Annotated in this window: 25 protein-coding genes and 2 pseudogenes; 12 read left to right on the forward strand and 15 right to left on the reverse strand. The window is 68.6% G+C overall.

Going from position 1 to position 25,500, the window contains the following annotated elements; all coding sequences use genetic code 11:
• Positions 1–765: an enoyl-CoA hydratase family protein gene (locus AB0L60_RS03110; protein ID WP_354831217.1), complete on the reverse strand. Its 765-nt coding sequence runs from the start codon at positions 763–765 to the stop codon at positions 1–3.
• Positions 766–821: 56 nt separating this feature from the next.
• Between AB0L60_RS03110 and AB0L60_RS03115 the strand changes: the two genes are divergently transcribed.
• Together AB0L60_RS03115 and AB0L60_RS03120 are read left to right on the forward strand one after the other, a co-directional pair.
• Positions 822–1,610, forward strand: a complete 789-nt coding sequence (locus AB0L60_RS03115; RefSeq protein WP_354831648.1) for an SDR family oxidoreductase — start codon at positions 822–824, stop codon at positions 1,608–1,610.
• Between the two features lie 28 nt (positions 1,611–1,638).
• Positions 1,639–2,550: an SDR family oxidoreductase gene (locus AB0L60_RS03120; RefSeq protein WP_354831218.1), complete on the forward strand. Its 912-nt coding sequence runs from the start codon at positions 1,639–1,641 to the stop codon at positions 2,548–2,550.
• A gap of 101 nt (positions 2,551–2,651) precedes the next feature.
• On the opposite strand, the gene AB0L60_RS03125 is transcribed toward AB0L60_RS03120, so the two are convergent.
• Positions 2,652–3,485 carry an SDR family oxidoreductase gene (locus AB0L60_RS03125; RefSeq protein WP_364606287.1) on the reverse strand — a complete coding sequence of 278 codons (834 nt, stop codon included), beginning with the start codon at positions 3,483–3,485 and terminating at the stop codon, positions 2,652–2,654.
• Between the two features lie 85 nt (positions 3,486–3,570).
• On the opposite strand from AB0L60_RS03125, the gene AB0L60_RS03130 reads away from it, so the two are divergent.
• Positions 3,571–4,449 carry a metallophosphoesterase gene (locus AB0L60_RS03130; protein ID WP_364606290.1) on the forward strand — a complete coding sequence of 293 codons (879 nt, stop codon included), beginning with the start codon at positions 3,571–3,573 and terminating at the stop codon, positions 4,447–4,449.
• On the opposite strand, the gene AB0L60_RS03135 is transcribed toward AB0L60_RS03130, so the two are convergent.
• From AB0L60_RS03135 to AB0L60_RS03170, 8 genes are all read right to left on the reverse strand, one after another.
• Positions 4,438–5,817 (reverse strand): solute carrier family 23 protein, encoded by a 1,380-nt coding sequence (locus AB0L60_RS03135; RefSeq protein ID WP_364606294.1) that lies wholly within the window; start codon positions 5,815–5,817, stop codon positions 4,438–4,440. The two genes, AB0L60_RS03130 and AB0L60_RS03135, sit on opposite strands and share 12 nt — an antisense overlap.
• Positions 5,818–6,022: 205 nt before the next feature.
• Entirely contained in the window at positions 6,023–6,430 is a 408-nt protein-coding gene (locus AB0L60_RS03140) for a hypothetical protein (protein ID WP_364606298.1), read from the reverse strand.
• Between the two features lie 67 nt (positions 6,431–6,497).
• A complete protein-coding gene (locus AB0L60_RS03145; protein WP_364606301.1) occupies positions 6,498–8,339 on the reverse strand; it encodes a multicopper oxidase domain-containing protein in 1,842 nt (613 codons plus the stop codon).
• A gap of 135 nt (positions 8,340–8,474) precedes the next feature.
• The gene (locus tag AB0L60_RS03150; protein ID WP_364606754.1) at positions 8,475–9,626 is read right to left on the reverse strand and encodes an acetyl-CoA C-acetyltransferase; all 1,152 of its coding nucleotides are present in this window, start codon (positions 9,624–9,626) and stop codon (positions 8,475–8,477) included.
• Between the two features lie 82 nt (positions 9,627–9,708).
• On the reverse strand, positions 9,709–10,317 hold the full coding sequence (locus tag AB0L60_RS03155; RefSeq protein ID WP_364606304.1) for a TetR/AcrR family transcriptional regulator: 609 nt from the start codon (positions 10,315–10,317) through the stop codon (positions 9,709–9,711).
• A gap of 47 nt (positions 10,318–10,364) precedes the next feature.
• Positions 10,365–11,066, reverse strand: coding sequence for a hypothetical protein (locus tag AB0L60_RS03160; RefSeq protein WP_364606307.1), 702 nt, complete (start codon positions 11,064–11,066; stop codon positions 10,365–10,367).
• A 366-nt stretch (positions 11,067–11,432) separates the two neighbouring features.
• On the reverse strand, positions 11,433–12,227 hold the full coding sequence (locus AB0L60_RS03165; protein WP_364606310.1) for an SDR family oxidoreductase: 795 nt from the start codon (positions 12,225–12,227) through the stop codon (positions 11,433–11,435).
• On the reverse strand, positions 12,224–13,444 hold the full coding sequence (locus AB0L60_RS03170) for an acyl-CoA dehydrogenase family protein (RefSeq protein ID WP_364606757.1): 1,221 nt from the start codon (positions 13,442–13,444) through the stop codon (positions 12,224–12,226). The genes AB0L60_RS03165 and AB0L60_RS03170 overlap by 4 nt, the downstream gene beginning before the upstream one ends.
• 71 nt (positions 13,445–13,515) lie before the next feature.
• On the opposite strand from AB0L60_RS03170, the gene AB0L60_RS03175 reads away from it, so the two are divergent.
• The 7 genes and pseudogenes from AB0L60_RS03175 to AB0L60_RS03205 all read left to right on the forward strand — a co-directional run bounded on the left by AB0L60_RS03175 (position 13,516) and on the right by AB0L60_RS03205 (position 20,144).
• Entirely contained in the window at positions 13,516–15,063 is a 1,548-nt protein-coding gene (locus tag AB0L60_RS03175) for a FadD3 family acyl-CoA ligase (RefSeq protein ID WP_364606313.1), read from the forward strand.
• Complete coding sequence (locus tag AB0L60_RS03180) at positions 15,060–15,977, forward strand: enoyl-CoA hydratase (protein ID WP_364606316.1); 918 nt, start codon at positions 15,060–15,062, stop codon at positions 15,975–15,977. Before AB0L60_RS03175 ends, AB0L60_RS03180 begins: the two co-directional genes overlap by 4 nt.
• Positions 15,978–17,108, forward strand: a complete 1,131-nt coding sequence (locus AB0L60_RS03185; protein WP_364606319.1) for an acyl-CoA dehydrogenase family protein — start codon at positions 15,978–15,980, stop codon at positions 17,106–17,108. It abuts the gene before it with no gap.
• Positions 17,109–17,127: 19 nt separating this feature from the next.
• Positions 17,128–18,171, forward strand: coding sequence for an acyl-CoA dehydrogenase family protein (locus AB0L60_RS03190; RefSeq protein WP_364606322.1), 1,044 nt, complete (start codon positions 17,128–17,130; stop codon positions 18,169–18,171).
• An 82-nt stretch (positions 18,172–18,253) separates the two neighbouring features.
• Positions 18,254–19,297 (forward strand): acyl-CoA dehydrogenase family protein, encoded by a 1,044-nt coding sequence (locus tag AB0L60_RS03195; RefSeq protein WP_364606325.1) that lies wholly within the window; start codon positions 18,254–18,256, stop codon positions 19,295–19,297.
• 58 nt (positions 19,298–19,355) lie between these two features.
• Positions 19,356–19,505: pseudogene (locus AB0L60_RS03200) on the forward strand (MFS transporter); the annotation flags it as partial.
• 315 nt (positions 19,506–19,820) lie between these two features.
• The gene (locus tag AB0L60_RS03205) at positions 19,821–20,144 is read left to right on the forward strand and encodes a heavy metal-binding domain-containing protein (RefSeq protein ID WP_328289616.1); all 324 of its coding nucleotides are present in this window, start codon (positions 19,821–19,823) and stop codon (positions 20,142–20,144) included.
• A 16-nt stretch (positions 20,145–20,160) separates the two neighbouring features.
• Here AB0L60_RS03205 and AB0L60_RS03210 read toward each other — a convergent pair whose 3' ends face one another.
• Both AB0L60_RS03210 and AB0L60_RS03215 read right to left on the reverse strand, forming a co-directional pair.
• Positions 20,161–21,057, reverse strand: coding sequence for a hypothetical protein (locus tag AB0L60_RS03210; protein ID WP_364606328.1), 897 nt, complete (start codon positions 21,055–21,057; stop codon positions 20,161–20,163).
• A 105-nt stretch (positions 21,058–21,162) separates the two neighbouring features.
• Positions 21,163–22,677 (reverse strand): amino acid permease, encoded by a 1,515-nt coding sequence (locus AB0L60_RS03215; RefSeq protein WP_364606331.1) that lies wholly within the window; start codon positions 22,675–22,677, stop codon positions 21,163–21,165.
• 163 nt (positions 22,678–22,840) lie between these two features.
• Here AB0L60_RS03215 and AB0L60_RS03220 point away from each other — a divergent pair, with 163 nt between their 5' ends.
• Positions 22,841–23,593 (forward strand): DUF427 domain-containing protein, encoded by a 753-nt coding sequence (locus AB0L60_RS03220; RefSeq protein ID WP_354831256.1) that lies wholly within the window; start codon positions 22,841–22,843, stop codon positions 23,591–23,593.
• 5 nt (positions 23,594–23,598) lie between these two features.
• Here AB0L60_RS03220 and AB0L60_RS03225 read toward each other — a convergent pair whose 3' ends face one another.
• The 3 genes and pseudogenes from AB0L60_RS03225 to AB0L60_RS03235 all read right to left on the reverse strand — a co-directional run.
• Positions 23,599–24,336 carry a Sir2 family NAD-dependent protein deacetylase gene (locus tag AB0L60_RS03225; RefSeq protein ID WP_364606335.1) on the reverse strand — a complete coding sequence of 246 codons (738 nt, stop codon included), beginning with the start codon at positions 24,334–24,336 and terminating at the stop codon, positions 23,599–23,601.
• Between the two features lie 75 nt (positions 24,337–24,411).
• The gene (locus AB0L60_RS03230) at positions 24,412–24,813 is read right to left on the reverse strand and encodes a helix-turn-helix transcriptional regulator (protein ID WP_364606761.1); all 402 of its coding nucleotides are present in this window, start codon (positions 24,811–24,813) and stop codon (positions 24,412–24,414) included.
• Positions 24,805–24,897, reverse strand: a pseudogene (locus tag AB0L60_RS03235) (cupin domain-containing protein); the annotation flags it as partial. The gene AB0L60_RS03230 and the pseudogene AB0L60_RS03235, both read right to left, overlap by 9 nt.
• 192 nt (positions 24,898–25,089) lie before the next feature.
• On the opposite strand from AB0L60_RS03235, the gene AB0L60_RS03240 reads away from it, so the two are divergent.
• Entirely contained in the window at positions 25,090–25,500 is a 411-nt protein-coding gene (locus tag AB0L60_RS03240; RefSeq protein WP_364606338.1) for a cupin domain-containing protein, read from the forward strand.

Here is a 25,500-nt window from a genome sequence, read left to right on the forward strand (position 1 = left end):
CTACTTTGCTTTTTTCTGAGCGGCCAGGTCGTCGTCGAAGCGCGCCCGGATCTCGTCGGCCACGCCCGCGAGGTTCAGCTCCATGGTGAAGCCCTGCTCGAAGCGGTAGGAGCGGTGCACATCCTGCACGTCGATGCCGTTGAGCGCCTTCTTGGCGGCGCGGATGACGCGGCCGTCCTTGTTGGCGATGTTCTTGGCGACCTCCATGGCGGCGGCGTCGAGTTCGGCGCGCGGCACCACCTTGAAGACCGAGCCGTAGTGGTGCAGCTGCTGCGCGGTGAGGGTGCCCGCGGTGTAGAACATGGTCCGCATCAGGTGCTGGGGGACCAGTCGCGCCAGGTGGGTGGCCGCACCGAGCGCGCCGCGGTCGACCTCGGGGAGGCCGAAGGTCGCGTCGTCGGAGGCGACGATGACGTCGGAGTTGCCGACCAGGCCGATGCCGCCGCCGAGGCAGAAGCCGTTCACGGCGGTGACGACCGGGACCTCGCAGTCGTAGATCGCGGCGAAGGCGGCGAAGCAGCCGTGGTTGGCGCGGATCAGGGCGGTGTGCCCGGTGTCCGCGTTCATCTCCTTGATATCCACGCCGGCGTTGAAGCCGCGGCCCTCGGCCCGCAGCACGACGACCCGGGTCTCCGGGTTGCGGCCGGCCTGGGTGACGGCGTCGGCCAGGGCGAACCAGCCGTCGGAAGGCAGCGCGTTGACCGGCGGGTAGTCGACAGTGACGACTTCGACGCCCTCGGTTTCGGTGTGACGGTTGATCCCCATCGAATGTCCCATCGTTGGCAAAACAAGCAAGTGCTTGGTAGGTTATCACGGTGGGAATCGAAGTAAACCTGTCCGGCTCGGTCGTCTTGGTCACCGGCGGCGTGCGCGGCGTCGGCGCCGGCATCAGCCGGGTCTTCCTGGACGCGGGCGCGACCGTGGTGGCCTGCGCGCGACGGCCCGGCGACACCCCCGTCGAGAGCAATGGCCGCGGTATCGACTTCCTGCCGTGCGATGTGCGCGACCCGGATTCGGTGCGCGGGCTGATCGAGGCCATCGTCGCGAAGTACGGGCGGCTCGACACCGTGGTGAACAATGCCGGTGGCGCGCCCTTCGCCCTGGCCGCCGACGCCAGCGCCAACTTCCACGCCAAGATCGTGCAGCTGAATCTGCTGGCGCCGCTGCTGGTTTCACAGGTGGCCAACGAGGTCATGCAGAAGCAGGAGACGGGTGGATCGATCGTGATGATCTCCAGCGTCTCCGGGCATCGGCCCTCCCCGGGCACGGCGGCCTACGGTGCGGCCAAAGCCGGTGTGGACAGCCTGGTTTCGTCGCTCGCGGTGGAGTGGGCTCCGAAGGTGCGGATGAACTCCGTCATCTGCGGCCTGGTCAACACCGAGTCCTCGCACCTGCACTACGGCGACGAGGAGGGCATCGCCTCGGTGAGCCGAACGGTTCCCATGCAGCGCATGGCGACGCCCGAGGACATCGGTCGCACCGCCGCGTTCCTGGCCTCGCCCCTGGCCGCATACGTCACCGGCAGCGCGCTGCTGGTGCACGGCGGTGGCGAGAAGCCCGCCTTCCTCGAAGCATCCACCGCAGACGTCCCCGCCGTCTCGGGCCACTAGACCGATCGAACACGAAGAGGTAATCGATATGACCGACAACAAGATCTGCGACGGCCGCGTCGTCATCGTGACCGGCGCCGGTCGTGGCATCGGCCGTGCCCACGCCCTCGCCTTCGCCGCCGCCGGCGCGAAGGTGGTCGTGAACGACCTCGGCGCCGAGCTCGACGGCGCGCCCAGCCCGGACTCCCCGGCCGCACAGGTCGTCGAGGAGATCAAGGCGCTCGGCGGCGAGGCCATCGTGAACGGCGACGACATCTCCGACTGGGAGGGCGCGCGCCGCCTGATCCAGACCGCCGTCGACACCTTCGGCCGCCTGGACGTGCTGGTCAACAATGCCGGCATCGTCCGCGACCGGATGCTGGTCAACCTCGGCGAGGACGAGTGGGACGCGGTCATCAAGGTGCACCTCAAGGGCCACTTCGCGCCCATGCGGCACGCCGCCGAGTACTGGCGCAACGAGGCCAAGGCCGGTCGCACCCCCGAGGCCCGCATCATCAACACCAGCTCCGGCGCGGGCCTGCTCGGCTCAGTCGGCCAGGGCAACTACTCCGCCGCCAAGTCCGGCATCGCGGGCCTGACCCTCACCGCGTCGGCCGAATTCGCGCGCTACGGCATCACCGTCAACGCCATCGCCCCGGCGGCCCGCACCCGCATGACCGAGACGGTCTTCGCCGACATGATGGCCGCCCCCGAGGACGGCTTCGACGCCATGGCCCCGGAAAACGTCTCGCCGCTGGTGGTCTGGCTGGGCAGCGCCGATTCCGCCGGTGTCACCGGCCGCATGTTCGAGGTCGAGGGCGGCAAGGTGACCGTCGCAGACGGCTGGCGCCACGGCGTCTCCATCGACCGCGGCGCCCGCTGGGAGCCGGCCGAGCTGGGCCCGGTCGTACGCGACCTGCTGTCCAAGGCCACCACCCCGGAGCCCGTCTACGGCGCGTAATTTGCACCGCTCGAGGCTTTTTCACCGCCGGTGCCCCGATCATGGGGCACCGGCGGTTGTCATATCAGCACACGGTCTCCGGGTCCGAACAGGTAGGGATGTCAGCGCCGGCGGATGCCGGAGACCAGGGCGAAGAGGGTGTCCAGGATCGGGGTCGGGGTGAGTGAGGTGACCACCACCTGGATCTTTCCGGCGAGGCCCGGGATGTAGCGGGCCCTGGGGCGCTTCGCGGTGAGAGCCTTTTCGACCTCGTTGACGACCGAGTCGACGGGGGCGGCGATCTTCGGGACCTGCTGGGACATCTTGCGCAGGCCCGCGAGGTGGGCGCTGTAGAGCTCGCGCTGGGCATCGGTGAGGTGGGCGGTGGTGGTGTCGACCATGTCGGTCGCGCCGAACCAGAGGTCGGTGGCGATCGGGCCCGGCTCGATCAGGGACGTGTGGATTCCCCAGGGGCGCAGCTCCACCCGGAGAGCGTCGACCAGGCCCTCGAGGGCGAACTTGGAGGAGTTGTAGGCGCCGGTCCCGGGGGTGGAGATGCGGCCGGACAGCGAGGAGATGAAGACCACGCGGCCGCGGGTGGCGCGCAGGCGCGGCAGGACGGCCTGGGTGACCGCGACCGCACCGAAGACATTGACCTCGAACTGGTTGCGGAGGGTGTCCAGATCGAGGAGCTCGACGGGACCGTCGGCGACGATGCCCGCATTGTTGACCACGGCCGTCAGGTCGGCGGGCAACACCTCGTCGAGGGCGGCGATGTGGTCCGGATTCGTGACATCGAGGACGACCGGAGTGATGCGGGAATCCGCCGCGACCAGCGCCTCACCGTCGGAGAGCTTGCGGACGCCGGCGTAGACCTGCCAGTTCTGCTGCGCCAGACGCAGGCAGACGGCCTTGCCGATGCCGCGCGCCGCGCCGGTAACCAACACAGAGTTCATGGAGGTCAGCGTAATTCGGGCGGGCCGGAATCGGCGTCCGGGAATTGCGGATGCCGTGCGGGGACGGGGGTGCCACCATGTGGCGATGGGGAATGTCCTGATCGCCGGAGACCTGCACGGGAACACCGCGCATGCGCTGGCATTGATACGGGTCGCGGCGCGGAATGACTGCGAGCGAGTGTTCGCGGTGGGGGACTTCGGGGCGTGGGAGCACATGCACTCGGGACGGCGATACTTCGACGCGGTGAACAGGGCGGCCAAGCGCGCCGGGGTCACCGTGTACTTCCTGGACGGGAATCACGACAAGAGCTCGCTGCTGCACGAACTCTACGACGAGCATCCCGATGACGAGGGATTCCTGATGTGCCGCAAGCACCTCCGGTACGCCCCGCGCGGGCACCGCTGGACCTGGGAGGGCACCAGCTTCGCCGCCTTCGGCGGGGCCCGCTCCACCGACAAGGGCCGGCGGCTGGCCCGGGAGGCCCGCAAGGCCGAGCAGGCCGCCAAACGGCGCGGCTACGGCTCCTCGAAGCGGCCGCAGACCGCGGGCATGCTGTGGTTTCCGGAGGAGGAGATGACCGACGCCGAGCTGACTGGCCTGCTCGATGCCGACAGCTCACCGGTGGACGTGCTGCTCACCCACGACAAACCGCGGGCCTCGCAGCCGAAGTGGAATCGCAAGGACAAGGACGAGTGCTATCCCAACCAGGACCGCATCCAGCGGGTGATGCGGACGCTGCGGCCCAGCGTGCTGTTCCACGGCCACCTGCACGTCCGCTACACCGACACCATCGCCTCCGGTGACGGGCAGTGGACCCGGATCGAAGGGCTGGCCTGCGACCCGGAAGCCTCGCAATACCTGCAGTATTCGTCCGAACACTCCTGGTACGTGCTGCAGCTGCCCTACGCCGGAGAGCGGGCGGACGGACCGGCCGCGGCCGAACCCCGTTCGCTACCTGCCTGATTCGTCGTAGGAGGAGGTGCCCTCGTCGAGCAGCGGCTCCTCCCCCTTGAAGTGCGCGGGCGCGAAGACGCGCAGCACGTGATAGCCGGTGATGACGACCAGGGTGCCCAGGGCGATGCCGCTCAGGGTGAAGTTGCTGGTGAACTTCATGCTCACATTCCCGATGCCGATGATCAGGCCCGCGGCGGCGGGCACCAGGTTCAGCGGATTGCGGAGATCGACCCTGGCATTGGTCCAGATCTGCGCGCCCAGCAGGCCGATCATGCCGTACAGGATGACGGTGATCCCGCCCAGCACCCCGCCCGGAATGGCCGCGACGATGGCCCCGAACTTGGGGCACAGGCCGAACAGCAGCGCGAAGAACGCGGCGGCCCAGTAGGCGGCCGTGGAGTACACCCGGGTGGCGGCCATGACGCCGATGTTCTCCGAGTAGGTGGTGTTGGGCGGGCCGCCGACCGCGGTGGACAGCATGGAGGCCGCGCCGTCGGCGGCGATGGCGGTGCCGAGCTTGTCGTCCAGGTTGGCGCCGGTCATCTCGCCGACCGCCTTCACGTGCCCGGCGTTCTCGGCGACCAGCGCGATCACCACCGGCAGTGCCACCAGCACCGCCGACCACTGGAGGGACGGGGCGTGGAAGCTGGGCAGGCCGAGCCAATCCGCCTTGGCCACACCGGACAGATCCAGCCGCCAGTGATCGGTGACCTTGCCGCTGCCGTCGGCCGAATGGATCTGCCCGAACACCCGATCCAGCACCCATGAGAGCCCGTACCCGAACACCAGGCCCAGGAAGATCGCGATGCGCGCGAAGAATCCGCGCAGGCCCACCACGGCCAGCCCGGTGAACAGCATGACCAGCAGCGCGGTCCACTGATCCTGCGGCCAGTAGGTCGAGGCGGTGACCGGGGCCAGGTTGAAGCCGATGAGCATGACCACCGCGCCGGTCACCACCGGAGGCATGGCGGCGTGAATGATGCGCGCGCCGAACCGCTGCACGGCCAGGCCGATCAGGAACAGCGCTGCGCCCACCACCAGGCAGGCGCCGGTCACCGTCGCGCTACTGCCGCCCTGCGCCCGGATCACGGCGGCCACACCCACGAACGACAGCGAGCAGCCCAGATAGCTGGGCACCCGGCCGCGAGTCGAGAGCAGGAACAGCACGGTCGCGACGCCCGACATCATGATGGCGAGGTTGGGATCGAGCCCCATCAGCACGGGCGCAACGAAACTCGCGCCGAACATGGCCACCACGTGTTGCGCGCCCAGCCCGAGGGTGCGCGGCCACGACAGCCGCTCGTCCGGCCGCACCACCGCCCCCGGCGCGGGCGAGCGCCCGTCGCCGTGCACCTTCCAGCGGACACCCAGATCCATGAACCGCCCGCTTTCTCCCTGAGGCCCGAAACAAGTCCGCGGCCATCCTAATCCGAGCAAACCCCCAGCTCGCGGCGCGCTCCCCGCCGGGCCCGCGGAGCCCGGCCGGTGCTGCGCCAGCCCGCGCGGCACGCCCGGTGGGCCGTCCTCACACCTCCGGGCAATGTCCCGCAAACCCTCCCGGCACGCGGGGCCGCCGACCGGTTCAGGGCAGGCCGTATCGGCGCCGGACGGCGGCGGGCAGGGCGTACGGGTTCGGGGCATCCACTTGCGACGCGGTCGAATTATCGTGCGGCGCGGCAGTTTTCGGCGACTCCGGGACCGGTCGCATCAACAGACGCCAAGCGGTCGCCACCGCGGGATCGGCGGTGAGTTCACCTCGCAGGCGATCGGCGCAGTCGAGCGCGTGCGCGAGCGCCTGTTCGTGAGCACGCGAAATCACCTGTGCCAGCCGCGAATCCGGTAGCTCCAGGGCGGTGATGCGACCGTCCGGTGCGACCACGATCCGCACCCCGTCCACGTCGGCGCGAGCCCGCACGCCGTCGATGGCGTCCTGTACCCGCCGGGCCTTGCGGGCTATCTCCTCGAACCGGCCCTCCACCGATCTCGACATGCACGCAGTGTAGGAATCGCGGCCGAAATGCCGTGGCATCCAGGCAACTTCGCGCACCCTGTGGAGTTCAGGGCTGGACGCGAATCTGCTGCATCATGTCGTGGTCGGCATGGTCGAGGTTGTGGCAGTGCCACACATAGCCGTGGATCTCCGGGGTGTCCGCCATCCCGCCCGCCATGCCGGCACCGGTGGGCGCCATGGCCTCCGCGTCGGGCGGCACCGGGACCACCGCCTCGGGATCGAAGCCGAGCTCCTCGACCGACGGCCAATTCACCAGAATCCGGGTGATGGTGTCGGTCGGGCACTCGATGGTGTCCTTCCACCCGGCCTCCCAGGGCGGCGGCCCCTGCTGGGGCCCGATGGCGAACCCGTCGGCCGAGGGCGCCCAGCGGGTACCGAACGCCGGCGGGTAGTTGGCGAGGAAGTAGGCCGAGGTGAGCATGGGCTGGCGGCCGATCACCCGCATCCGGGCCAGGTGCAGGTGGATGGGGTGGTCGAACGGGGTGGTGTTGACAATGTCCCACTGTTCCACCGTCCCGGCCCGCGCGGTGTCGATGTCCGAGCTCAGGAAGGGCAGATTGTTCAGCGACATCATGGTCGGGAAGACCGCCGCGGCCCGGGAATCGTCATTGAGGCCGAGCAGCGTCACCGTGCGCACCGAGCCCGGCCCGTAGGTGGGCTCCAGCGGGTCCGGCAGGCCGGGGCCGCCCCGCAGCAGTCGCGGGATGTCGTGGGCCGGACCGTCGCCCGCGCCGGTGAAGCGCATGATGGGCCGCAGCTCGGGGGCCATGAACACGGCATTGCCGAAATCGTTTTGGGCGGTATTGATCAGGTCGACGGTCTCGCCGTCCCCGAGGCTACTGAAATCGACGAGCAGGTCCACCCGTTCACCGGGGCTCACCCGGATCGACGGTGTCGGCACAGGCCGGTCCAGCAGGCCCAGATCCCCGCCGATCGCGAAGAACAGCATGCCGGTGGAGAACTCGAAGATGTAGGGCCGCGAGTTGGAGCCGTTGAGCAGCCGGAACCGGTACACGGTGCGCCGCACCTCGAGCCGCGGCCACACCACCCCGTTCACGCAGCACACGTCCCCCAGCTGCCCGGATTGGTTGTAGCCCTGGGGAATATAGGTGGCCACCATGGGTTGCAGGCTGCCGTCGGCATTGAAGGTCCGGTCCTGCACGATGAGCGAGATCTCGAACTCGCCGCTGGGCAGCCCGATCGGGTTGTCGTCGCGGCCGGTGTCGAATTCGTCCCGCAGGTAATACATTCCGGCCAGCCCCGCCTGGATGTTCAACCTGGCGATCCCCATGGCGTGGTCGTGGTACCAGAGGGTCGCGGCCTCCTGCCGGTTGCCGTACGCGAAGCTGGGCCCGCCGCCATTGCGCCAGCCGATGAGCGGATGTCCATCGGAGTCGGGGGAATTCGCGCCGCCGTGCAGGTGCACGGTGAAGCGCGGATCGGTGCGATCCAGCTCGGTGACGCCGTGCATGGTCAGGTCTACATGCTGGGCCAGCACATGGGTGCCCAGCTCATTGCGAAAACCGATACGCGCCACCTGATCCCGATGCGCCTCCAGGTTCGGCCCGAGCACCGGCTGCCCGAAGCCCCAACTGCGGGTCTCCGGCAGTTCCCGGTGATAGCGATGGGTTCCCGAGATGGCCGCCAACTCCCCTGCAGCCCGCCGTGTTTCGGGAATGGGCAGGTCGTCGACGAACGGCTGCAACGCGGGCGAATGGTAGTTGAACGGCGTGAACGTCGGCGGGGGCAGCGGGGGCAGCGGCACGGGCGGCGGGGGCAGGGGGACCGGATCGGCGGCCGCAGCGGCCATGTAGCCCATGCCCGCTAAACCGAAGGCCCCCAGGAGGAAACCTCTTCTCGGCAGGTACTCCTCCATCACAGTCCCCACCCCGGAATTACGCCTTCAACCGGTCTGTCGTCCGACGATAGCGGACATTGCCAGGCCCGGGATACGAAAGCGGCGCGGCTCCGCCTCTCCGCGCCGCGAAACTCGGTGTGCCGCTTCCGAAACGCTGTATCTGGATTAGCCCAGGCGCTCGATGATGGTGACGTTGGCGGTGCCGCCGCCCTCACAGATGGTGAGCAGACCGTAGCGGCCGTTCACCCGCTCCAGCTCGTTGAGCAGGGAGGCGAACAGCTTGGCGCCGGTCGCGCCCAGCGGGTGGCCCAGCGCGATGGCGCCGCCGTTGACATTGACCTTGTCGGGGTTGGCGCCGGTCTCCTTGATCCAGGCCAGCACCACCGAGGCGAAGGCCTCGTTGATCTCGATGACGTCCATGTCGTCGATGGTCAGACCGGTCTTCTCCAGGGCCCACCTGGTGGCCGGGATGGGCGCGGTCAGCATGTAGATCGGGTCCGCGCCGCGCGCGCTCACGTGGTGGATGCGCGCCCGCGGGGTGAGCCCGTACTCCTGGACCGCCCAGTCCGAGGCCAGCAGGGTGGCGCTGGAGCCGTCGGAGATCTGGCTGGCCAGGGCCGCGGTGATGCGGCTGCCCTCGGCGAGCGGCTGCAGCCCGGCCATCTTCTCCAGGGTGGTCTCGCGCGGGCACTCGTCGATCCAGAAGTCGCCCACCGGCACGATCTCGCGGTCGAACTTGCCGTCCACGATGGCCTTGCGGGCGCGGTCGTTGCTGCGCAGCGCCCACTCCTCCATATCGCGGCGGGAGATGTCCCACTTCTCGGCGATCATGGTGGCCGAATTGAACTGCGACACTTCACCGGTGCCGTAGCGGTGGTCCCAGCCCTGCGCGCCGACGAACGGCGAGTCGAAGCCGTAGGCCTGCCCGGCCAGCATGGCCGCGGAGATCGGGATGGCGCTCATGTTCTGCACGCCGCCGGCCACGATCACCTCGGCGGTGCCGGACATGATGGCCTGGGCGCCGAAGGTGATGGCCTGCTGCGAGGACCCGCACTGCCGGTCCACCGTCACGCCCGGCACCGACTCGGGGTAGCCCGCGGCCAGCCACGAGGTGCGCGCGATGTTTCCGGCCTGCGGGCCGATGGTGTCGCAGCAGCCGAACACCACGTCGTCCACCGCGGCCGGGTCCAGGCTGGTGCGCTCGATGAGCCCCTTGATGGCGGCGGCGCCCAGATCGGCCGGGTGCACGGCGGCCAGTGAGCCGCCACGCTTGCCGACCGGCGTGCGCACGGCGTCGATCACATACGCCTCACGCATCGGCGAATACTGACGGCGGGACGGTGCTGACATGGGAACTCCTACTGACTGCTGCTGCGGTGAAGTTGTCGCTGCGAGTTGGTTATGTGCGCTTTTCGGGACTGGTGAGCCCGTCGAGCACGATGGTCAGGTACTGCTTGGCGAGGTTGTCGACGGTGATCCGGCCGCCGGGCTGGTACCAGCGCACCGACACCCAGACGGTGTCGCGCAGGAACCGGTAGGCCAGTTCGATGTCCATCTCGGGCCGGAAGCTGCCGTCGGCGACGCCGTTGGTCAGCACCTGGTGCCAGAGCTCACGGAACTCGCTGTTGTATTTCGCGATGTAGTCGAATCGCGGTGTGCCGCTGAGTCGTTTGGCCTCGGCCTGGTAGATGGCGACGGCCGCGTGGAACTGGTCGAAGGATTCGTAGGAAGCGATGACCAGGGCTTCCAGCGTGTCGCGGGCGGGGATGCCGGCCGCCACGATTTCGCGGTAGCGACCGAAGAGGTCGTCGAGGAACCCGCGCAGGATTTCGTCCACCATGGCTTCTTTGGAATCGAAGTGGTGGTAGAGACTCCCGGATAGAATCCCCGCCGCGTCGGCAATGTCACGAACCGTGGTGGCGCGCAGGCCCCGTTCCGCGAACAGATTCGCGGCCAGGCCGAGCAGCTCGGTGCGACGTGCTGATTTGGAGGGGTCAGGTTGGGTCACCCCGTCAATATACAACCAAGCATTTGCTTGGTCCACCTGCCTCCCGTTCAGCGCATCGAATACCGCAGCGGCGACGAGACCGACAGGTCGGCCAGCAGGCGATCGCAGATGATCACGGGTGACACCCCCGCCCGCGCCATCCGCGCCACCAGCGCCAACCGCCGTTCGGGACTGTCCCATTCGACGGTCAGCGGCTCCCGGCCCGGCCCGGCGTCCACGGTGGCCATGACCCGCGGCGGTATGCCGTCGCGGCCGGGTTCCTCGATGAGCTTGAGGACCATCCCGCGCTGCCAGGCCCGATAGGTCTCCATATCGGCGCCCACCACCAATTTGTCTGTGGCAGCGCATAATCCCTGCGCGATACCGTCGGTGAAGGCGGCATGGTCGTAGCGCAGGCGGCGGCAGTTGCGCACCACCTCCAGCAGATCCGCCCGGACCTCGCAGAGCAGGGCCGTCCTTTTGCGGCGACGCCGATCCGCCTCGCTGTCCGAAAAACCGATCCGGGACAGGCCGATGCGGCGGGCGCGCTCACGATCACGAACCATGTCCCGCCGCAACGCGCCACGAGGGTCGCGTGTCACGTCGGTTTCGTCCACGGCGTGTTGTTCCAGAATCTGCGCCGCCCGCGTCGCGGTGGCGCACTCGGAGTCGTGATCCAGTAATTCCGCACCCAAAGTCAGTGCGGCCAGAACGACATTGTCGAGTCTTCGGCGCGCTAGGACGACCTCACGCACCAGCTCGAGTTCCAATTCCTCGTGGGCCTGTGCTGGGGCTGCATGTTGTCGGCGATCCGGACCCATGGGTCGTGCCCTTCGACTAGCGGTACCGGCCTAAACCAGGATTGCACAACCACACCCTCGACGCGCCAGCCATTTTTCGGTGCAATTTGCCCTCCGCTCCACCTCCCTGCAATTTGCCCTCCGCTCCGCTCCGGGCAAGCCGCAGGGAGGTAGAGGCGGTCGCGGCGCTGAAGGTCTCGTTCCTCCCTCCCTCCGCTCAGTCCAGAACGAGACGCGCCACGAACCAATCGACGGAGCATTCAAGAATTGGCAAAAACATCCGGCCCGCCTGTTTTCAGGCGGGCCGGAGAATTTTCCGAGTGAATCGGATATCGGTCAAGCGCGCTGGCTGGAAATGGAGACCACCTCGCCGGTCAGGTAGGTGGTGTAGTCGCTGGCGAGCATGGCGATGGTGGCGGCCACCTCCCACGGCTCGGCGGCGCGGCCGAAGGCCTCGCCCGCGGCCAGGCGGTCGAGCAGGTCGGCCGAGGTGACCTTGTCCAGGAAGGCGTGGCGGGCGATGGAGGGGGCCACCGCGTTGATGCGCACGCCGAACTCGGCGGCCTCGACCGCGCTGCAGCGGGTCAGCGCCATGACGCCGGCCTTGGCGGCGGCGTAGTGGGCCTGGCCGTGCTGGGCGCGCCAGCCCAGGACCGAGGCATTGTTGACGATGACGCCGCGGTGGCCGGCCTCGCGGAAGTACTTGAGCACCGCCCGAGTTGCGCGGAAAGTCCCGTTCAGCGTGATGTCGAGGACCTTGTCCCACTGCTCGTCGGTCATGTCCACGACCGGCACCTCACCACCGAGGCCCGCATTGTTGACCATGATGTCGATCCGGCCCAGCGCCGCGACGGCACCGGCGACCAGCGCGTCCACCTGCTCGGTCGAGCTGACGTCACAGGGCACGGAAGCGATTCGGCGGTCCGGGAATTCGGCCTGCAGCGCCTGCTCGGTCTCCTTCAGGCGACGCTCGTGCCAGTCGGAGATCACCACGTCCGCGCCCTCGGACAGCAGGCGGCGCGCGGTGGCCGAACCGATGCCGGTGCCCGCGGCGGCGGTCACCACCGCGATCTTGCCCGCGAGCAGGTTGTGGCCGGGGGTGATTTCGGGAGCGGTGGACAAATCGGTCACGGTCGAGCCTCTCGGGGAAGTCCGAGCACGCGCTCGGAGATGATATTGCGCTGCACTTCGTTCGAACCGCCGTAGATGGTGTCCGCACGGGTGAAGAGGAACATGCGCTGCCAGGCATTGAGGTCGTCGCCCGGGCCGTCGGCGATCAGGCCGGGCGCGCCGAGCACGTCCATGGCCAGTTCGCCCAGGCCGCGATGCCAATTGGCCCACAGCAGCTTGGTCACCGAGGCCTGCCCGGCAGCGGTGCGGGCATCCACGGAGGCTCCGTCGTGGCCGGACTCCAGGGTGCGCAGCACGTGCGCGCGCAGCACCCGCAGGCCGACCCACGCCTTGTCGAAACGGTCTGCGAGAACCGGGTTCTCGATCGCCCCGTTCTCCCGGGCCACCGCCTCGAGGTCGGCGAGTTCGCGCGCGTAGCGGATCTGCTGGCCGACGGTCGAGATGCCGCGCTCGAAGGTGAGCGTGCCCATGGCGACCTTCCAGCCGTCGCCGGGCTGCCCGACCACCAGATCGGCGGCGGTGCGGGCATTGTCGAAGAAGACCTCGTTGAATTCCGCGGTCCCGGTGAGCTGGATGATGGGCCGCACCTCGACGCCCGGCTGCTTCATGGGGACGAGCAGGTAGGACAGGCCGTGGTGGCGGGTCGAGCCCTTCTCGGTGCGGGCGACCACGAAGCACCAGTCGGACAGGTGCGCCAGCGAGGTCCAGATCTTCTGGCCGTTGATCACCCATTCGTCGCCCTCGAGCTGGGCGGAGGTGGTGACGGCGGCCAGGTCCGAGCCCGCGCCCGGCTCCGAATAGCCCTGGCACCACAGCTCGGTGACATTGCGGATGCCCGGCAGGAAACGCTTCTTCTGCTCCTCGGTGCCGAAGGCGATGACCGTGGGGCCGAGCAGTTCCTCGCCGAGGTGCGAAACCCGGCTCGGGGCATCGGCTTTGGCGTATTCCTCATGGAAGATGACCTGCTGGCGCAGGGTCGCGTCGCGGCCGCCCCACTCCTTGGGCCAGCCCAGGCAGGTCAGGCCGGCGGCGGCGAGGGCGCGATCCCATTCGAGCCGCTCCTCGAAGGCCTCGTGCTCGCGCCCGGGACCACCCAGACCGCGCAGCTCGCGGAACTGGCCGTTCAGGTTCTCGGCCAGCCATTCACGCACCTCAGCACGGAATTCGGCGTCCTCGGGGGGCTCAATCCCGCTGGCCGGTTCGGGGGTCTGGATCATGCTCACGTCGGTAGAGTAACCTACCAAGCACTTGCTTTGTTAGACCCATTCCCGGACAGCGAGGAAGCCCTGTGACATCTCCTCCGCAGACCACACCGCTCGCCCTGCACGCGGCCGCGCATGCCTACGGTGACGCGCCCGCGGTCGGCGACGGTGCCGTGCGACTGAGCTGGTCGCAACTGCTGGACTCGGTGCGTGAGACCGCACGTGCGCTGATGGCGCGCGGCATTCAGCGCGGCGACCGCATCGGCATCTGGGCGCCCAACACGCATCACTGGGTGACCGCGGTGCTGGCGAGCCACTACGTGGGTGCGGCGATCGTTCCGCTCAATACCCGGTACGTGGCCGCCGAGGCGGCGGATGTGCTGTCCCGGGTGCATGCCAAGGCGCTGTTCATCACGGGCGAATTCCTGGGGCGCGACCGGCTGACCGAACTGCGGACCGCCGCACCGGAACTGGGCATCGAGACCACCATCGTGATCCCTGTCGAGGGCGAGGCCCCCGTCGAGGACGCCATCGTCTGGTCGGAACTGGGCAAGGTGGCCGAGGCGGTGAGCCTCGAGCAGGTCATCGCCCGCGCGGAATCGGTATCGCCGAACGATCTTTCGGACATCCTGTTCACCTCCGGCACCACCGGGCGCAGCAAGGGCGTGCTCATCGCGCACCACCAGGTGCTGAGCAGCGCCCGGGCCTGGGCCGACTGCGCGACGCTGAACCACACCGACCGCTATCTGATCGTGCCGCCGTTCTTCCACAGCTTCGGGTACAAGGCGGGCATCATCGCCAGCCTGGTCACCGGGGCGGCCATGATTCCGCAGGCCGTGTTCGACGTGCGGGAGACCATGCGGCTCATCCAGGGCGAGCGCATCACCGTGCTGACCGGTCCGCCGACCATCCACCAGACCATCCTCGATCACCCGGAGCGCGACGGGGCGGACCTGTCCAGCCTGCGCGTCGCGGTCACCGGCGCGGCCACCGTGCCGGTCGTGCTCATCGAAAGAATGCGCAGCGAACTCGATTTCGAGGTGGTGCTGACCGCGTACGGGCAGACCGAATCCGGCGGGTTCGGCACAATGTGCCGGCCCGAGGACTCCAGCGAGACCATCGCCACTACCTGCGGGCGCACCATCGAGGGCTTCGAGATGAAGCTCGCCGACAATGGCGAACTGCTGCTGCGCAGCGACCAGGTGATGCGCGGCTACCTCGACGATCCGCAGGCCACGGCCGCAACCATCGACGCCGACGGCTGGCTGCACACCGGTGACGTCGCCGTCATCGACGACCGCGGCTACATGAAGGTCACCGACCGGCTCAAGGACATGTACATCTCCGGCGGCTTCAATGTGTATCCCGCCGAGGTGGAACAGACCATGGCCCGGCTCGAGGGTGTCGCCGAGACCGCGGTCATCGGCGTGCCGGACGAGCGCATGGGCGAGGTCGGCAAGGTGTTCGTGGTGCGCCGGTCCGGCTCGGAGCTGACCGCCGAGGACGTGCAGGCCTACGCCAAGGCGCAGCTGGCCAACTTCAAGGTGCCCAAGTACGTGGAATTCCGCGACGAGCTGCCCTACAACGCCGCAGGAAAGGTTCTCAAGCGGCAACTACGTGAGGAGAAGGCGTGAGCCAGGAACTGGGTGCCATCCCGGACGAGGGCGAGGTCGTCCTCTACGAGAAGCGCGGGCCGATCGCGGTCGTCACGCTGAACCGGCCGGACTACCGCAATGCGCAGAACTCGGTCATGACCTACGCCCTCGATGCCGCCTTCGTGCGGGCCGTCGAGGATCCGGAGGTCAAGGTGATCGTGCTGGGCGGCGCCGGAAAGCATTTCAGCGCGGGCCACGACATCGGCACACCGGGCCGCGACCACCACATCAAGTACGAGAACAAGGCCGCGCTGTGGTGGGACCACACCGATCGCCCGGGCGGCGATCAGCGCTTCGCCCGTGAGTCCGAGGTCTACCTGGGCATGTGCCGCCGCTGGCGGGAGATCCCCAAGCCGACCATCGCCATGGTGCAGGGCGCGTGCATCGCCGGTGCGCTCATGCTGGCCTGGTCCTGCGACATGATCGTGGCCTCCGAGGACGCGTTCTTCTCCGATCCGGTTGTCCGCATGGGTATTCCGGGCGTCGAGTACTTCGCGCACCCGTGGGTGCTGGGGCCGCGCCGCGCCAAGGAGATCCTGTTCACCGGCGAACGCTTCACCGCCGCACAGGCTTACGAGTGGGGCATGGTCAATCGTGTCGTCCCGCGCTCGGATCTGGAGACCGAGACCTTCGCGCTGGCCGACAAGATCGCGGAGATGCCGCAGTTCGGGCTGGCGCTGACCAAGAAGGCCGTCAACCAGTGTGAGGACCTCATGGGCATGCGGGCCGGCATGGACTCGGTGTTCGGGCTGCACCACTTCGCGCACGCCCACAATGCCGAGGTCGGCGCGGACTCGCTGGGCGGGATGACCGCCAAGTCCATGAAGGCCGCCGCGACCGACGCCGCCGCCGGCCGCGAAAAAGAATCCGCCAACAACGACGGGGCGAAATAAGTGGATCTCGAATTCGACGCCAAGACAGAGGAGTTCCGCGCCGAGGTGCGCGAGTTCCTGGCGGCCAATGTGCCCGCCACTCCCCTGCCCTCCATGGACACCAAGGAGGGCTTCGAGGCGCACCGCGCGTGGGAGGCCAAGCTCGCCGAGGCCCGCCTGTCGTGTGTGGCCTGGCCCGCCGAGTACGGCGGCCGCGACGCCTCGCTGACCGAGTGGGTCATCTTCGAGGAGGAGTACTACGCCGCGGGCGCGCCGGGCCGCGTCTCGCAGAACGGCATCTTCCTGCTCGCGCCGACCCTGTTCGAGCACGGCTCGCCGGAGCAGCTGGCCCGCATCCTGCCGAGAATGGCGCGCGCCGACGACATCTGGGCGCAGGCCTGGTCCGAGCCGGAGGCCGGTTCCGACCTGGCGGGCATCCGCTCCACCGCCAAGCGCGCCGAGGGCGGCTGGCTGCTCAACGGCCAGAAGACCTGGAGTTCGCGAGCCTCGTTCGCGGACTGGGGTTTCGGCCTGTTCCGCAGCGACCCGGAGGCCGAGCGCCACCGCGGCCTGACCTACCTGATGTTCCCGCTCACCGCGGAAGGCATTACGGTGCGGCCGATTCCGCAGTTGGACGGCGAGCCGGGCTTCGCGGAGATCTTCCTGGACAACGTGTTCGTGCCGGATGCGGACGTGATCGGCGAGCCGAACAACGGCTGGAAGGTCGCCATGGCCACCTCCAGCAATGAGCGCGGCCTGTCGCTGCGTTCGCCGGGCCGGTTCAATGCCACCGCCAACAAGCTCATCGAGCTGTGGCGCGGTGCGGCCGCCGAGTCCGACACCGCCCTCGCCGACCGCGTGGTCGACGCCTGGGTGGGCGCGGAGGCGTACCGCCTCAACACCTGGGCCACCGTGACCCGGCTGGCCGAGGGCGGTCAGCTCGGCGCGGAATCCTCGGTGAACAAGGTGTTCTGGTCGGATCTGGACATCGCCATGCACGAGACCGCGCTCGATCTGCACGGCGCGGCCGCGGAACAGGAATCGGCCTGGACGGACGGCTACCTGTTCTCGCTGGCGGGCCCGATCTACGCCGGTACCAACGAGATCCAGCGCAATATCATCGCCGAACGCCTGCTCGGCCTGCCGCGATAGCCAACCGGAGGACGACGACATGCGATTCGCATTGACCGCTGAACAGAACGATTTCGCCGCCAGCCTGCGCAAGATGGGCGAGGCCGCCAAGACTCCCGGCGTCGTCCGGGCGTGGGGCGCGGGCGATTCCGCCGCCGGGCGCGCACTCATCGGCCAGCTGGCCGAGGCGGGTGCGCTGGGCCTGACCGTCACCGAGGAGAACGGCGGCTTCGGCGCGGGCCCGGTCGAGATGATCGTGGCCTTCACCGAGATCGGCCGGGCCGCGGTGCCGGGCCCGCTGGTGGAGACCGCCGCCGCGATTCCCGCACTGCTGCAGGCGCTTCCGGACTCGGCGCTCGCCGCCGAGCGGCTGCCCGAACTGGCCGAGGGCGCGAAGCTGGGCACCCTCGCGGTGACCGCCACGGCCGGCGCGAATGCGGGCCGGGCCGAGGGCGCGGCCACCGCGCTGGACGCCGACATCGCCGACCTGGTGCTGATCGCCGAGGGCGACCGCATCGCGCTGGCCACCGCCGGTGCCCTGGTCACGTCGGTGGACGCCGCCCGCCGGCTGTTCACCGTGACCGCCGGCGAGACCCTGGCCGAGGGCGAAGGCGTCGGCGCCGCCATCGATCTCGCCTTCGACACCGCCGCCCTGGCCGCCGCCGCGCAGCTGCTCGGCGCGGGCCGGGCGCTGCTGGACACCAGCGTCGAGTACGTCAAGCAGCGGCAGCAGTTCGGCACCCCGATCGGGCGCTACCAGGCCATCAAGCACCACGTGGCCAATGCCCACATCGGGCTGGACATGGCGCAGCCGCTGCTCTACCGGGCTGCCCTGACCCTGGAGTCCGGCGCGGACGCGCAGACCCGCGGCCGCGACATCTCCGCGGCCAAGCTGGCCTGCGGCGAGGCCGCCTACCAGGCCGCCCGCATCGCGCTGCAGGTGCACGGGGCCATCGGCTACACCGCCGAATGCGATCTGTCGCTGTGGCTGACCAAGGTCACCGCGCTGCGCTCGGCCTGGGGCACCCCGGCCGAACACCGCGCCCGGATCGCCGCCGCTCTCCGCGCCGGAAACGTCGCATGAGCACCCCGGCGGCCGGGGCGCCGAGCACGCCCGGCCGCCGGGCGACACACTCGAATCACTTCTACGACATGGGAGCGAAGGCATGAGCCTCACCGCCGAACAGCAGGAACTCGCGACCACCGTGCGCGCGGTGCTGGCCAAGCACGGGGACAGCGCGGCCATGCGGCGCGGGCTGGAGAGCGAGCGCGGCTACGACGAGCAGCTGTGGACGCTGTTGTGCGAGCAGGTCGGTGTCGCCGCGCTGGCGATTCCGGAGGAGTTCGGCGGCGTCGGGGTTGGTCTGGTCGAGTCCCTGCTGGTGGTCGAGGAGCTCGGGCGCACGCTGTCCGCGCCGCCCATGCTCGGCTCGGCCGTGCTGGGTGTGCAGGCGCTGCTGCTGGCCGGGAACGCCGAGGCCAATGAGCGGCTGCTGCCGGAGGTCGCCGAGGGTGTCCGCACGCTGGCGCTGTGCTGGGCCGGGCCGCGCGGCTGGGACTCGTTCGGGGTCACCGCCGAGGGCGAAAAGCTCTCGGGCTCCGCGCATTACGTGCTGGACGGCGTGCACGCGGACACCCTGCTGGTGCTGACCGCCGCCGGCCTGTTCGAGGTGGACGGCACGGCCGCGGGCGTCACCCGCACCGCGGTCGTCACCCAGGATCCGACCCGCAAGCTGGCGCGCATCGACTTCGACTCGGTCGAGGCCCGTCCGCTGGGCGAGCCGAATGTCGCCCGGCTGCGTGAAATCGCCTGGGCGGCAGTGGTTGCCGAGCAGCTCGGCGCGGCCGAGCAGTGCCTCGACATGACCGTCGAGTACTCCAAGTCCCGTGTGCAGTTCGGTCGCCCGATCGGCAGCTTCCAGGCGCTCAAGCACCGCATGGCCGACATGTACGTGCTGGTCGAGTCGGCCCGCTCCATCGCGTACCTGGCCATCGCGGGCCTGGCCGAGGGCGCGGTCGAGGCCGTCGACGTGCAGTCCGCCCGACTGCATGCCATCGACACCTTCAACTCGGTCGTGTCCGAGACCGTCCAGATGCACGGCGGTATCGCCATCACCTGGGAGCACGACGCGCACCTGTTCTTCAAGCGCGCCCACGCCGACGCCCAGCTCTTCGGCACCCCCGCCCGTCCGCTGGCCCGTCCGGCCTAGCGGCGAATCCTTTCCGGAAACGGCCCGTGCGCAGTTCGCTGCGCACGGACCGTTTGCGTTGTGCGGTACCTCACGCGATGCTCTGTCGAAAACCAGCGCCGCCACCTCGAAATCCAAGCAACCCAAATCGGTGTGGGCCGTCGCCTTCGCCTCGGTCATCGCCTTCATGGGCATCGGGCTGGTGGATCCGATCCTGACACCGATCGGCGTGCGCTCCGGCCGAAAGCTCCTGTCCCACATGGACGATCACGCCCCCGCCGCCCACACCCCGGCTGAAGCCCAGGCCATCGCCCTCGGCGACGACTGATTCGCCCAGCGTTCGCGGACCGCACCCACTGGATGCGGTCCGCGTTCCGTTTCACCCCGTACGATCCCGCTCATGAACCAACCCATGCCGCCGCAGCAGCCCTACCAGCAGTACCCCCAGCAGGGCCCCGGGCAGCAGTACCCGCAACAGGGTCAGGCCCCCTACCCCCAGCAGGGCCAGCCGCAACCGCAGCAGCAGCCGGGCCCCCAGTTCCCCATCCTGGTCTCCACCATGAACGACGTACCCGGCCAGGAAATCGTCAAGGTGATCGGCGAGGTCGCGGGCCTGACCGTCCGCAGCCGCGGCCTGGGCGCCAACTTCGCAGCCGGCTTCCGCGCCCTGGGCGGCGGCGAAATCCACGAATACACCCAGCTGCTGTACCAGTCGCGGCACGAGGCCATCATGCGAATGTGCCAGCATGCCATGGCCTATGGCGCGAACGCGGTGATCGCCATGCGCTTCGACTGCAACGAGATCGCCAACACCATGAGCGAGGTCGCCGCCTACGGCACCGCTGTCGTCGTCAAACCCGCGCAGTAAGCACCGGGCTCGAGAGCTATCTCTCCTCGCCGAGAATCTCGGTCATCGAGCCCGCGGTGAGCGAGCGATCGAACCAGGCATCGAGAATGTCCGGCTCACGGCACGATTCGATACGCTGCCGAGCCTCCTGCGACACCTCGATGCCGCGCGCATGCAGGCTGCGGAAAATCGCCTCGATGAGGGTCTGAACCCGGCCTTCGACCCGGCCTTCGACCCGGCCTTCGGCACGGAGCCGCTGGGAAGTCTCGGAGCGGAAGAACGAGAGATCCACGGTCATCAACTGCCTCCATGTCTGTGCGGCCGGGCTCTTGCCCAACCCGAGTTCGGTGAGTTCGGCGAAGATCAGGGCGTCGTCTTCATCGATGCTCTGCAACGCGGTGGCCAGCGCTTTCAGTATCGCACCGATACTGGCGTCGTTGGCGTGAGTGATGGCGGACAGGGTCGCGAGCGGGATATCACCGGCGGCGACGCACAGATCCGACACGGCGGGAACATTGTGCGGGCCGAGAACCAGTGGACGAACGACAAGGCTGGTCCACTGCCGCGGGCCGATGGTCAGAGGTCCTTCCGCCCATTTGGCGGTTGCGATGTCCTGGCAAACCACCAGGAGCACCGGAGGCAGTTGGTATTTCGCGTGGACGTGGGACAGGTAGTAGGCCCAGGAGCTGGGTTTCCTACGGTCGTCTTTACCCTGCGCCTCTACCAGCAGCAGAAACGGCCCCTCGTCCGTGTCGAGGCGGAGCAGAGTATCGACTCGACGTTCGATCGGATCGATCTCGGTGAGATCGTTCGGTAACAAGGCGACCTCACGTGGGCCGGGGAACGGTAAGCCGAGCGTTTCGAAAGCACGCCCGAACACCTCCGGGTGACTTCGGAAAAGCCTGTGCATCGCTTCATGTTTCGAGCTGACCATGCGCATGACAGTAAGCCGGTTCTCGAAATTATGTTCGAGAGCTGGCCATCTCGACCAGAATCGCCCGATTCGTTGTGAGAATCGGTGTGGCGCAACGGGTTCGGGTCAGTGGTGCAACACTTCGACGTCGCGGACCGGCTTCTTGCGGCCGAATTTGGCGCGCAGGGGGTAGATCGCCATGACTGCCAGGAGGCTGATGGTGGAAGCGATGAGCTGGTTGCGCTGGTCGGGGTTGCGGGCCATGGCTACGAAGACGGCGAAGAGGGCGATGATGACGGCCCAGCTGATGTAGGGGTAGCCCCACATGCGGTAGGTGAGGGCGGAGGGGTCCTCGCGGCGGAGCCGGGCGCGAAGTCGCAACTGGGAGAACATGATCGCCACGTAGACGAAGGCCAGGACGACGCCGATGGAGTTCACCAGGAAGGTGAAGACCTGGTCGGGTGAGACGTAGGAGGCGATGACCGCGCCCCAGGCGGCGACGGTGCCGAGCAGGACGGCCCGGGCGGGGACGCCGCGCTTGTTCAGCTTCACCAGGGAGGCGGGGGCGTCGCCGTCGCGGGTGAGGACGTAGAGCATGCGGGAGGAGACGTAGATGGCCGAGTTCAGCACCGACAGCACCGCGGTCAGGATGACGATCTGCATGATGGTGCCGGCGGCCGGAATCCCGATGTGCTCGAGCGTGCTCACGAACGGGCTCGTCAGCACCTTGGCGTCGTTCCACGGCAGGATGGTCACCACCAGGAAGATCGAGGCCACGTAGAACAGGCCGACCCGCCACAGCACATTGTTGGTGGCACGGGCCACCGCCGGGCCGGGCTCCTTGGATTCCGCGGCCGCCACCGTCACGATCTCGGTGCCGCCGAACGCGAACATCACCACCACGATGGCGGAGAAGACGCCGCCGATCCCATTGGGCGCGAAGCCGCCGTGCCGGGTCAGGTTGGCGAAGCCCGCGTCCGAGCCCGGCCACAGCCCGAACACCCAGGCCAGTCCGATGGCCAGGAAGGCCACGATCGCCACCACCTTGATGGAGGCGAACCAGAACTCGAACTCGCCGAACGACTTCACCGACACCAGGTTGACCACGGTCATGACGATCAGCAGTCCAGCGGACAGGACCCACTGGTCGAGGTCGATCCAATTGCCTAGAATGGCCGCGCCGGCCACCGCCTCGGCCCCGACCAGGATCACGTAGAGGTACCAGTACAGCCAGCCGACGGTGAAGCCGGCGAACGGTCCCATCGCCATCCGCGCGTACTCGCCCATGGATCCGGCGACCGGGCGGGCCACCACCATTTCGCCGAGCGCCCGCAGGACGCACAGCACGACGAGTCCGGCGCCCGCGTAGGACAGGATGGCGGCGGGCCCGGCGGTCTGGATGACCGAGCCGCTGCCCACGAACAGGCCCGCGCCGATCGCGCCGCCGATGGCGATCATCGTCATGTGCCGGCGCCGGAGTCCGGTACGCAGTCCCTGCTGCTCGCCGCCCGGTTCCGTCAGCTGGGCACTGCCGGTTTCCGGCTTCAGGGCACTGCCGGTTTCCGGCTTCAGGGCACTGCCGCGCTCCGGTTTCAGGGCATTGCCGGGCTCCGGCCTCTGGACACTGCCGGTTTCCGACATCTGACCGCCACCTTCTTGTGTTGCTCGAGTGTTGCCCGAACACCATATCGACCCTGGTCAGGCAGGGAAAATCGCCGGTCGGGCCTCGGTTTCCCGGGCTGCCGCCGGTACGCGAATCCTGCTCCCCTACAGCGGTTTACCCACCGGCGTACCGTCAGGAGGTATGACCGAGACACAGCGTGGCCGGGTACGCGTCGAACCGAGCGCCAAGCGGGTACGCGCCTACCTGGGCGGTCATCTGGCCGCCGATACCGTCAATCCGACGCTGGTATGGGAGGGACCCCACTACCCCACCTACTATCTGCCGGTCGCCGACCTGCGGGTGAAGCTGGAGCCCAATGGCAAAACCCGCCACTCCCCCAGCCGCGGGGACGGCACCGAATTCGATGTGATCGCCGACGACGTCACCGCGGCGGGCGCGGCCGTCCGGCACCTGGACTCCCCGATTCCGGAACTGCGCGACCTGGTGAAACTGGACTTCCAGGCCATGGACGAGTGGTTCGAGGAGGACGAGCCCATCTACGTCCACCCCCGCGACCCGTACACCCGGGTGGACATCCTCGCCAGCTCCCGCCACATCCGGGTCGAACTGGACGGCGAGACCCTGGCCGATTCGCATTCCCCGCGCATCCTGTTCGAGACCGGGCTGCCCGCCCGCTACTACCTGCCGCTCACCGATATCCGCATGGACCTGCTGCGACCGTCGGCGACCAGGACGTCGTGCCCCTACAAGGGCCACGCCGAGTACTGGAACGTCCAGCTGGGCGAGACCAGCCACCCGGACCTGGTGTGGATCTACCGCACCCCGTTGCCGGAGAGCCAGAAGATCGCCGGGCTGGCCTCGTTCTACAACGAGAAGGTCGACATCTGGGTGGACGGCGAGATGGTGCCGCGCCCCAAGACGCCGTTCAGCTGAAACCCTCAGTCCCCCAGGATCTCCGACACCAGCCGGGGCAGCGCCGCCCCGATCGGATCGCGCACGATCTCGGCGGCGTAGTCGTCGTAGGGGGTCGGCTCGTTGTTCACGATGACCAGGTCGGCCCCCGCGTCCACCGCCACCGCGCACATGGACGCGGCGGGCTCGACCTGGAGTGAACTGCCCACGGCCAGAAAGATTTCGGCATTCTCGGCGATCTGCACCGCCGCGCGGATGGCGGCGGTGTCGAGCTGCTGGCCGAACATGACGGTGGCCGCCTTCAGGATGCCGCCGCAGTCCGGGCACGCTGGATCCGGCTCGCCCGCGGCCACCCGTTCCAGGGTTGCGGCCATGGAATCGGTGAAATCGCAGTCGATGCAGACGACTTCGAACATATTGCCGTGGATCTCCACCACGCTGTCCGACCCGGCCCGCTGGTGCAGCCGGTCGATGTTCTGGGTGATGATGCCGACCTCGCGCCCCGAGGCAGCCAGCCGCACCAGGGCCTGATGTGCCGCATTGGGTATCGCCCGCCAGGCCGGATTGTCCCGCCGCGCCAGCCACGCCCGGGTGCGTAGCTCCGGATCCGCCACATAGTTCTGATACGTCGACAGCAGCTCCGCGATCGGATCCTCGGTCCAAACCCCGCGCGGCCCACGAAAATCCGGTATTCCGGAGTCGGTCGAGATCCCCGCGCCGGTCAAGACGCCGATCGGTCCCCTGCGTGCACGCCAGTCCGTCACACTGCTCAGCCTATGCCGACCCCACCCGGTCCGCCGCCTGTCCACCGTCTGCCACGCGACGAGCCTGGCCTGCGTTCAGACCGCCAGAACAGCGGGTTCATCGTCGACGCGCCGGTACTGACCGGGGGCCGAGCCGTACTGCCGTTTGAATGCCTTGGCGAAGGCGAACTCGCTCTGGTAGCCGACCTTCCTCGCCACGCCGGCCAGCGGGGTGTCGGTCTCGCGCAGCAGCCGCGCCGCGGTGAGCATGCGCCAGCGGGTCAGATAGGACAGCGGCGGCTCGCCGACCGTGGCGCGGAAGCGGCGAGCGAGGGTGGCGCGACTGACCCCGGCGACGGCGCTCAGCTCCGGGACCGTCCAACTCCGTTCCGGCGCAGCGTGAATCGCGCGCAGCGCATCGGATACGGCCGGGTCGCCGAAGGCGCCGGCCCAGCCGGTCGGCGCTGTGGACTGTTCGTCGAACCACGCGCGCAGCATGAACAGCAACAGGGTGTCGAGCAACGCGGGGATGGCGGCATCGGTGCCGGGTCGCGGTTCGGCGATCTCGGCGGCGAGCAGATCGACGGCGGCGCCGTGAAGCCGGGTGTGCTCACGCCCGCGGAGGCCTTCGACGCCGCGGACTTCCTGGATTCGCTCGCGCCCCGCGGCATCACCTGGACGATCACCGGGGTATGAGACGGTCGTCGATGACGCCCGGCCGAACGCGCTCGCAGTACAGGGAATTCGGTCGCGCGCCGCAATACAGTGGGGACCATGAGCGACGACCGTCCGAAGCTGGCCGCTGAACTGGATATGGTGCCGCATCCCGAGGGCGGCTGGTATCGGGAAACCTGGCGCAGCGGAGTGGAATTCGAGCCGGCAGGCTACTCGGGCCCGCGCGCGACCGGTACGGCCATTTATTTCCTGCTGCTACCCGGTGAGAAGTCCGCGCCGCACACGGTGACGTCGGACGAGATCTGGTTCTGGCATCGGGGTGGTCCCCTGCTGCTGAACATCGGGGGTGAGGAGATCGTCCTCGGACCCGATGTCGAGCAGGGGCAACGCCCCCAGGCGGTGGTTCCCGGCGGAATCAGCCAGGCCGCCCGTCCGGCAGGTGACGACTACGTGCTGGTGAGTTGTGTCGTCTCCCCCGGATTCGATTTCGCCGACTTCCGGCTCGACTGA

The sequence above is a fragment of the Nocardia sp. NPDC051981 genome (genome assembly GCF_040680715.1).
In the GTDB taxonomy this organism is placed as follows: domain Bacteria; phylum Actinomycetota; class Actinomycetes; order Mycobacteriales; family Mycobacteriaceae; genus Nocardia.